Origin of the sequence: Coleofasciculus sp. E2-BRE-01 (assembly GCF_040221695.1) — a bacterium.
GTDB lineage: Bacteria > Cyanobacteriota > Cyanobacteriia > Cyanobacteriales > Coleofasciculaceae > Coleofasciculus.
Genome location: NZ_JAVKEA010000254.1, coordinates 1 through 8294 on the forward strand (window position 1 = coordinate 1; position 8294 = coordinate 8294).

General features: G+C 45.9%; 8 protein-coding genes and 1 CRISPR repeat array. Of the genes, 6 read left to right on the plus strand and 2 right to left on the minus strand.

Annotation, left to right across the window (positions count from 1 at the left end; genetic code table 11):
* Positions 1-312: 312 nt before the first annotated feature.
* On the plus strand, positions 313-1230 hold the full coding sequence (locus RIG66_RS33985) for an NAD(+) kinase (protein ID WP_446384550.1): 918 nt from the start codon (positions 313-315) through the stop codon (positions 1228-1230).
* A gap of 328 nt (positions 1231-1558) precedes the next feature.
* Positions 1559-2310: a CRISPR direct-repeat array (repeat unit 37 nt; unit sequence GTCGAAATCCTCTATAATCCCTATCAGGGATTGAAAC).
* 63 nt (positions 2311-2373) lie between these two features.
* Positions 2374-2952 carry a Uma2 family endonuclease gene (locus RIG66_RS33990; RefSeq protein ID WP_446384552.1) on the plus strand — a complete coding sequence of 193 codons (579 nt, stop codon included), beginning with the start codon at positions 2374-2376 and terminating at the stop codon, positions 2950-2952.
* Between the two features lie 219 nt (positions 2953-3171).
* Here the strand turns inward: RIG66_RS33990 and RIG66_RS33995 are convergent, their stop codons facing one another.
* Positions 3172-3768: a hypothetical protein gene (locus tag RIG66_RS33995; protein WP_446384553.1), complete on the minus strand. Its 597-nt coding sequence runs from the start codon at positions 3766-3768 to the stop codon at positions 3172-3174.
* Between the two features lie 77 nt (positions 3769-3845).
* On the minus strand, positions 3846-4724 hold the full coding sequence (locus RIG66_RS34000; RefSeq protein WP_446384555.1) for a WYL domain-containing protein: 879 nt from the start codon (positions 4722-4724) through the stop codon (positions 3846-3848).
* A gap of 100 nt (positions 4725-4824) precedes the next feature.
* Between RIG66_RS34000 and cas3 the strand changes: the two genes are divergently transcribed.
* From cas3 to RIG66_RS34020, 4 genes are all read left to right on the plus strand, one after another.
* A complete protein-coding gene (gene cas3 / locus RIG66_RS34005) occupies positions 4825-6993 on the plus strand; it encodes a type I-D CRISPR-associated helicase Cas3' (RefSeq protein WP_446384557.1) in 2169 nt (722 codons plus the stop codon).
* 119 nt (positions 6994-7112) lie between these two features.
* Complete coding sequence (gene mntA / locus RIG66_RS34010; RefSeq protein WP_446384559.1) at positions 7113-7565, plus strand: type VII toxin-antitoxin system MntA family adenylyltransferase antitoxin; 453 nt, start codon at positions 7113-7115, stop codon at positions 7563-7565.
* 26 nt (positions 7566-7591) lie between these two features.
* Positions 7592-7915 (plus strand): DUF86 domain-containing protein, encoded by a 324-nt coding sequence (locus RIG66_RS34015; protein WP_446384561.1) that lies wholly within the window; start codon positions 7592-7594, stop codon positions 7913-7915.
* Positions 7912-8136, plus strand: coding sequence for a DUF433 domain-containing protein (locus RIG66_RS34020; RefSeq protein ID WP_446384563.1), 225 nt, complete (start codon positions 7912-7914; stop codon positions 8134-8136). Before RIG66_RS34015 ends, RIG66_RS34020 begins: the two co-directional genes overlap by 4 nt.
* Positions 8137-8294 lie beyond the last annotated feature (158 nt).

Here is an 8294-nt window from a genome sequence, read left to right on the forward strand (position 1 = left end):
CGTACAGAATTCGGTTCGGTCAAACTAACTTCTAAAAGCCGAAACGCCCTATTTTTCGTTCTCACTCTTCCTTGTCTACTGGTCTACCTGTCTACCTTGTCTTACCTCAACCCCAATCTTAAAAAACCTACCCTTGTGAGCTCTCCCCCAGCCCCTCTCCCACCGGGGGAGAGGAGAGCAAGAGGGCATAGTTTTAATTGACACAGATTGTTGCTTTTGGTGTAAGCTTTTTCGTCGAGGGGATCTAAGTTGAGCTAGCCACTGTTATTGGCTACAACAAGTATTAATAATGTATGACGCGGACTGATAAGTGTGGGCAAAGCAGGGATTATTTATAACGACTACAAACCTGTAGCTTGTCGGGTTGCTGAGGAGTTACAAGAGCAACTCACGACGGCGGGTTGGGAGGTTTATATGGCAACGGGGGTTGGCGGACTTTTAGGCTATTCCCGCCCTGAGTCTCCAGTCTGTCATACACCCATAGACAAGCTAGCAGCGCCGGGGTTTGATGAAAAGATGGCGTTTGCGATCGTTCTGGGGGGAGATGGTACGGTGATGGCGGCGTTTCGCCAAGTGGCGCCCTTCGGAATTCCTTTGCTGGCGGTGAATACGGGTCACATGGGATTTCTGACTGAATTGTACCTGAATCAACTTCCCCAGGCGATGGAAAAGGTGATGGCGGGGGAGTATGAGATTGAAGAACGAACCATGCTGTTGGTGCAGGTGGTGCGGGATCAGTGTATCTGGTGGGAAGCCTTGTGTTTGAATGAGATGGTTTTGCACCGGGAACCGTTGACCTGTATGTGCCATTTTGAGGTGAAAATTGGACGGCATTCGTCGGTGGATATTGCGGCTGATGGGGTGATTATCTCGACACCGACGGGTTCGACGGCGTATTCCCTGAGTGCGGGGGGAACGGTGGTAACGCCTGGGGTTCCGGTGTTGCAGTTGATGCCGATTTGTCCTCATTCTTTGGCGTCGCGGGCGTTAGTGTTTGCGGATACGGAAAAAGTGCAGGTGTTTCCGGCGATGCCGACTCAGTTGGTGATGGTGGTGGATGGAAATGCGGGTTGTTATGTGTTACCAGAGGATCAGGTGCATGTGGCGCGATCGCCTTATTCGGCGCGATTTATTCGTTTGCAACCGCCGGAGTTTTTCCGGGTGTTGCGTGAGAAGTTGGGTTGGGGATTACCTCACATTGCTAAACCGACATCGGTGGAGTTACCTTAGGGGCTGCTAAATAAGTGTTGTAGTGGGGGGAAGAGGCAAGGTTAAACCGCTTTGAGATAACTTCATTTTCTTTGCCTGATGCGACAACCAGTAGGTGTTTTTTTCGGGGAGTCAAAATTTGAGGCTGTATTCCTTATTGAGTCAGAGATACAGCCTTTTTTGCGGATGAGGAGGTTGTCGCAATGGCTCAAAAGCTTATTCAGAAAGGGTTTGAGACTTTTTTGTAGGCAGGGGTTGTCAAAAGTGAGGGCTGAAATGCTATAGTTAGAGGAGGTTGTCGCAATCGAACCTTGAAAACCAAATACAGTAAGCGTTTCAGTGGTCGGCAGTCGAAATCCTCTATAATCCCTATCAGGGATTGAAACATATAGGGTTTCCCCTTCAAGTCGCAATAAGAGAAGTCGAAATCCTCTATAATCCCTATCAGGGATTGAAACGACGGTAGATGTAGGAGAACTGACAATTTCCTTGGTCGAAATCCTCTATAATCCCTATCAGGGATTGAAACTTGCTGTAAATGCTTCAATGCTTGTGTATCCAGACGTCGAAATCCTCTATAATCCCTATCAGGGATTGAAACCTAGAGCTTTGGATGTGATTGGAACACGTAGCTGTGGTCGAAATCCTCTATAATCCCTATCAGGGATTGAAACCGGCTCTACATCACCCTGCGATGAATTAAGTGATGTCGAAATCCTCTATAATCCCTATCAGGGATTGAAACGTGTATCGATCTCCTTAAATCTTCCGAGTGACCACGTCGAAATCCTCTATAATCCCTATCAGGGATTGAAACTTCTCATAGTAATGGTTGATAATATCTCCGTCTGAGGTCGAAATCCTCTATAATCCCTATCAGGGATTGAAACGAGGGAAACCTCCTTTTTTTAAATGACGTAGGCGTCGAAATCCTCTATAATCCCTATCAGGGATTGAAACAATGCAACAACTAAGGCAGCGAGAGCAAGCCCATGTCGAAATCCTCTATAATCCCTATCAGGGATTGAAACGTATCAATCGAGACAATCCGGGAATCAACAGATGTCGAAATCCTCTATAATCCCTATCAGGGATTGAAACGAATTGATAATCCCCGGCAGTCTTTGGAATTTAACTGATCAGCGATAACCAAAACCGAATACCATGTCCCCACTACTTGACAAAACAACTGATCAACGCATTGTTCATCAGGGAACCTGGGAACAGTTTAAGTGTATTCAAATAGGTTTTGAGGGTTCTTCTGGAGTGCGCCTCTCTTATTATGAAGGGATGATCGAGATTCTCATGCCGGGACAGGATCATGAAACATTTGCTCGTATTATTAGTTACTTAATCACCACGTTTCTGGTTGAACAGGGAATCTTTTTTAAGCCTACAGGGGCGATGACTCAGGAAAAACCCGGCGTTGTTTCCGCCCAAGCTGACGAGTCTTTTTGTATCGGAAGTGTTAAGCAGATTCCCGATTTGTCGATTGAAATCGTTTTCACCAGTGGAGATATCAGTAAGTTAGAACGCTATCAAGCGTTGGGCGTTTTAGAGGTTTGGTTTTGGCAAGATGGATTACTGAAGCTTTATCATCTTGGAGATGGTGGTTATCAATCCATTGAACGCAGCCAGCTACCTGGATTGAGTGAACTTGATATTGACTGGCTGAGACAGTGTATTTTGATGGCGGAGACTGATGCAGGGGAAGCGATTCGGGCATTTCAACGCGGGATTTAGCGAGTCAGGTGGGCAATGCCCACCCTACTTGTCTAAGCTGTAATGTATTTAAATTGGGTATTAGTAGCGAGCAAGATGCAAAGCCTGCGGCATGGCTTCGCTTAACGCACTACAAGGATTGTGCCATTATTGATATTAAGGTTTAAATGCCGAACAGCTTATAATCCCCATCAGGGATTGAAACTCGGACATTAAGAAACATGGAGATAGCGCGATCGCTCAGTTAGAAGACTCTCCTGATTCAATCGCCTGTTGTAGCATAGCTTTGTGGAGTGCAGGGGATGGAGTGTCAAGGGATTCGAGGTTACTGGCTAACAATTGCTCGACTGTAGCCGCCCATAAACTAGAGAGAACATGACGCCAAGCCTGAAGCTGTGCTGAATGTCCGTCTTGCTTGCACCATTGTGCGATCGCATAAGATAGATTTTCTATTTTATCGGGTAACGGTTTGATTAATTCAGCCAAGTTAGCCAAATCTTGAGCAGAGAAAAGCTCTCGTTGATGATTTAACAGTTCCATAAAAGCTGCAACATTCTGTTCAGCGAATGACTGTGCTGCTGGTTGAACAACTTTGAGAGGCAAATCTAACCCTTCAGCAATCATCTCCACACTCAAACCCAACTGCATCATCCGAGGGATGGCTTCTAACTTGGCTTTGAGTTGACCTTCTTGTCTGCCTTCATCTAAGCCTTCTTGTTTGGCTTCCTGATAAACTTTGGTTTGTTTGAGTTCACTTAACCCTAACATGGTTTCTATCTCCTTTGGCTTTCCATCGCACCGTTGACAACGGCTACTATGCCACCCTCTCTGGTGCAAAATTCCTATCAGGATTATCTTGACTAATTTTGAGAAATATGCCTAAACCGAGAAAGAACAGCGCGATCGCACAATGTTCAATCTACATCAGGGATTAAAATAGTTAAATCATACTGATTACAAGTCGCGATTAACTCATCGATAATACGCGATCGCACGGAGTTAGGGGCGATGATTTGACAGTCTTTGCCATATTGCTTCACCTCCCGCAGAAACCAAAACGTACTCGATACGTTTCTCACTACCCGCCGCACTCGTGGCTGATCCGATAACCAATCATTTTCCTGATCCTCGCGTCTGGCTTGATAGGCAAAAGCTAACCCTTTAAATAGGTGCATTTCCACCTCAATCTGATCCAAACTGCGTCGCCATTGTCCCTTAATCGGCGTTATCGCTGCATCTTGAATCCGATCCAATCGCAAACTCCAGTTATGCTGTAACTCCGGAATATCGTGGTTCCCCTCCGTCTCTTCACACCAGCAATCTAGGTACTGACGTTTTTCGTGGAGATTGATTCTCCCATGGCGAATCGTAAACTGCCATAAACGCCCTGGGGCATCTTGATAGGATAACTCAAAGGGATGCTGGCGGCGAAGATAGCGGTCAATCTCTAACCGCCAAGGTGGGGGTAAATTATCGACAAACCCTTCAATTTTGCGGCGTAGGGGAATCGAGAGTTCGCTGCGTTCGAGTAATAATTCTGCCACAATCCGCGCTTGTTCCATCTCGCCAATATCGGTTAACGCGCCAATTGCCCGATCTAACGCCTGGATGCGACTCTCTGCCCAATCATTATTCGGTAATACCAATAACTGACGACGGGCGATCGCTTCCACCAATTTGGAGATATTCGCACGTTCTCCCCATAAGATACCTAATTCTAGCGCGATCGCTTCCAGTTCGGCTTTGTCTCGTGCAGATAGGGAGAGGGTGATCGACTGACCTTTACGACTCATCAAATTTATACGGACACTTTATCCGGATAGTGTGGCTCATTTTCTATTTTGAGTGTCATCATGGGAAATAACAAGACGTTACGGACACTGTTTTAAGGATATGTCCGAGTATCAAATTACGCTCAAACCCATCTATTCTTGTCCGGCTGAAAAAGTACCCGAAGGGATCACCTTACCCAAAGGCTGGTCATCCCTGTCTGGACATCAAGTGGAAACCTTAGCGGCAATACGGAACCCAGAGATTGATGTTATTTTCAACACCGCCATGACTGGTGATGGGAAAAGTTTAGCCGCTTATTTAGAGGTTCTGCAAGGGAACAGTTATGCCATCGGACTCTATCCTACCAATGAACTTGCCCGTGATCAAGAACTCCAGATTCGGGGCTATATTGACAACTTCCAGCCTGGGAATGACCCCCGTGTTGTCCGACTTTCCGGGGCAGACTTAGAACAGTACGCCGAAAATGAAGGATTACGAAAAAGCGCCGCGATCGCCTCTCGTAGCGGTCAGGCGGAGGTGTTACTCACCAATCCCGATATTTTCCATTATTTACATCGTGGGGCGTATTTGGTAAAGGGGGATAGTCCGGATCGGTTATGGGGGCGGATTGATAAGGATTTTGACTTATTTATATTTGATGAATTCCACGTCTTTAATCCGCCCCAGGTTGCCAGTATTATCAATACCCTGTTGCTGATTCGCTGTACCAATCGCCGCAAAAAATTCCTATTTCTTTCGGCGACACCAGAACCGCCGTTAATTGAGCGATTGCAAACCGCAGGGTTTCGGGTCAAGCTAATTAACAATACCTATCAGTTTCCCGATACCGTAGCCGCCTGTCAAGAGTTAGAACAGCAGCATTGGCGGCAAGTTTCTCGGTCAATTACGCTCAAGTTTATCCCCCTCGACCCTTCCTTTAACGCCTCGGAAACCTGGATAGTCAACCAGTTAGCGTTAATTTTGGCTCAGTTTCAGCAGCATCCAGGGAGTAAAGGGGCGATAATTCTCAATTCCATTGCCGCTGTGAAGCGACTGGTGCCTTTTTTGCGGGAACAGTTGCAGCCTGTGGGGTTAACGGTGGGAGAAAATACGGGATTATCGGGAAGCAGAGAAAAAGCGCGATCGCTGGCGGCAGATTTAGTCGTTGGTACGAGTACGATTGATGTGGGGGTGGATTTTAAGATTAATTTCTTGATTTTTGAGTCTGCTGATGCGGGGAACTTTATTCAACGGTTGGGGCGGTTAGGACGCCATCAGGGGTATGACCAAAATGGTAAATTTGTCAAGTTTAAAACCTTTACCGCTTATGCCTTAGTCCCCAACTTTTTAGTCGAACGCTTGTTTACTGGGGAAGTACCACTATTATGCCCCACTGGAGACTATGATCGCTCGTTTTTGCATCAAACCATTGTCGAAAATTATCGCCAGATTAACGACTTTCGCGGCTATTATTCCCGTTGGGGGGCAGTTCAGTCCTGTTTCTTAGCGTATCAGTTACGCGATCGCACAATTCAGTCTCAGTATGCCCAGAGTCGGGAGAGGTTTCAGCAACTCAGCGAAGCCGTGTTTAATACTAAGTTGAATCGAGTGGCAGGGCGGATTCGGGGATGGGCGCAAGACTGGCAACAGTTATCGGGAAAGAAAGGTAATCCCATCGCTGAAGATGCGGCAAGTTTTCGGGGCGTGAGTTCCTTACAATGTGGACTCTATGACATCACCGAAGACAATCCCGTTGACCGATTTAAAACCTACAACCTACCGGGAATTCTGAGTAACTTAGAAATTGAATGGTGGACAAAAGCCGGATTTATACGGACACTTCAGCAGACAGCCACCGACACCAGACAACCGATTGCCAAGGGGAGGTTTGAATACTGTCTGGGATTTATGAAATTGCACGCCTATCGGGAGGAACGATTAAATTGGCGGTTTACCTATCCGGGAGACTTACAATCGATTGCAGAGGCGTTTAAGGTGCAGGTACTCACTGGGATTCAAGTTTGGCAACCGGATAACCCGTGGGTGGGTGCGATTAACCAACGGTTGCAAAAGCAGGGATTAGTCAGTTATGTCTTGCGGCATTCCGTGGTGGAAGTGAGGCGACGGTTACGCTTACCGATGCACTTTCAGATCTATCCCATCAGTGACCAGTATAGTGTACACGAAGCAACAGCCCCTTATGCGATCGCGATCGGACAATCAGCGTTATTACTGGATACCTTAGCCTATCAATTTCAGAGTCAGGGAGGTGAGATATGGATTGCGTAAGGTTCGTTCGTAGTTGCGCTTTAGCGCCATCAACGCCAAAGCGATGACGACAAACTCGGCGCGTTAAAACAATCGGCGCTATTCCTGAATACCTTAATTCAACTTCATTTACTCTCAAAATGCAGCAAAATCAACCCACAATACAACAACTCAAGGAACTATCGTCCCAACTTCCAGAAAAACTTCCTTACTTAAAAATGCTCATTCTATTTGGTTCGAGGGCGACAGGAGAAACCCATGATGATAGTGATTGGGATTTTGCCACCCTCTATGATCCAAATCTCCGCCAGTCTCATATTGCCGACAATGCCTTTAAGGGGTTTGAAGTTCCCTTAATTCTGGATCAAATTTTTGGCATTAACAGCGATATCATTGATGTCGTTGAACTGAATACCTGTCCGTGGCTGCTGGCTCATTTTATCGCCCGTGATGGCATCCTCATTTATGAAAAAGACGCAGGAGGATTTGAGTATTTTCGTTTGACATCCTTGAGAAGTGAATCAGAATTAAAACAGTTTCGCCAAGACCAACGTCAGCTTATTGATATGGAATTACAAAAGTGGGGTGTATGACTAACCTAGATACTGAAGTTATTTTAGTGAGACTTCGGTTAATCGCTAAATATCGAAATGCTTTAGAAGAGTTTCGGTCGATCAGCCTCAATGAATACTTAGCTAATTTTCGACAACAACTTATCGTGGAAAGGCTTTTGCAGTTAATGGTTGAAGCCGCGACGGATATTAACAAATATATTTTGGTACGATGCTATCAAATTAGCACAGTCAAATACACGGATGCATTTATCGAAGCTGGACGCCAAGGTATTATTACTGCCGAACCAAAAAGCTTTAATTCAATATTCACTGTATATCAAACAAATTACAAATTATATCAATTCACTAGAGTCGGAGGTCAACAATGAATGAGCAAACAACTCTTGGAAGAATCACAGTTAATCCACAAATTTTTGGTGGGAAGCCAATTATTCGGGGTCGTCGTTTAGCCGTTGAACACATTCTCGGAATGCTGACAGCAGGCGATACCATCGAGACGTTGTTAGCCAGTTATTCATGGTTAGAACCGGAAGATGTACACGCTTGTTTACTCTATGCGCGTGGGTTCATTGCTGATAATAACGTTTGATTTCTATCTAGTAAGGGCACGGCAGTGCCCATGGGTGTCAACTTAAGCCACATTACCCACGATAGGATACTGGGTGTGGGGTATGGGGTGTGGGGTATGGGGGAAAGCGAGCAATTTTGGGGAGCTATGTATTAAACGGAGCCTGTTTGAAAAAAACA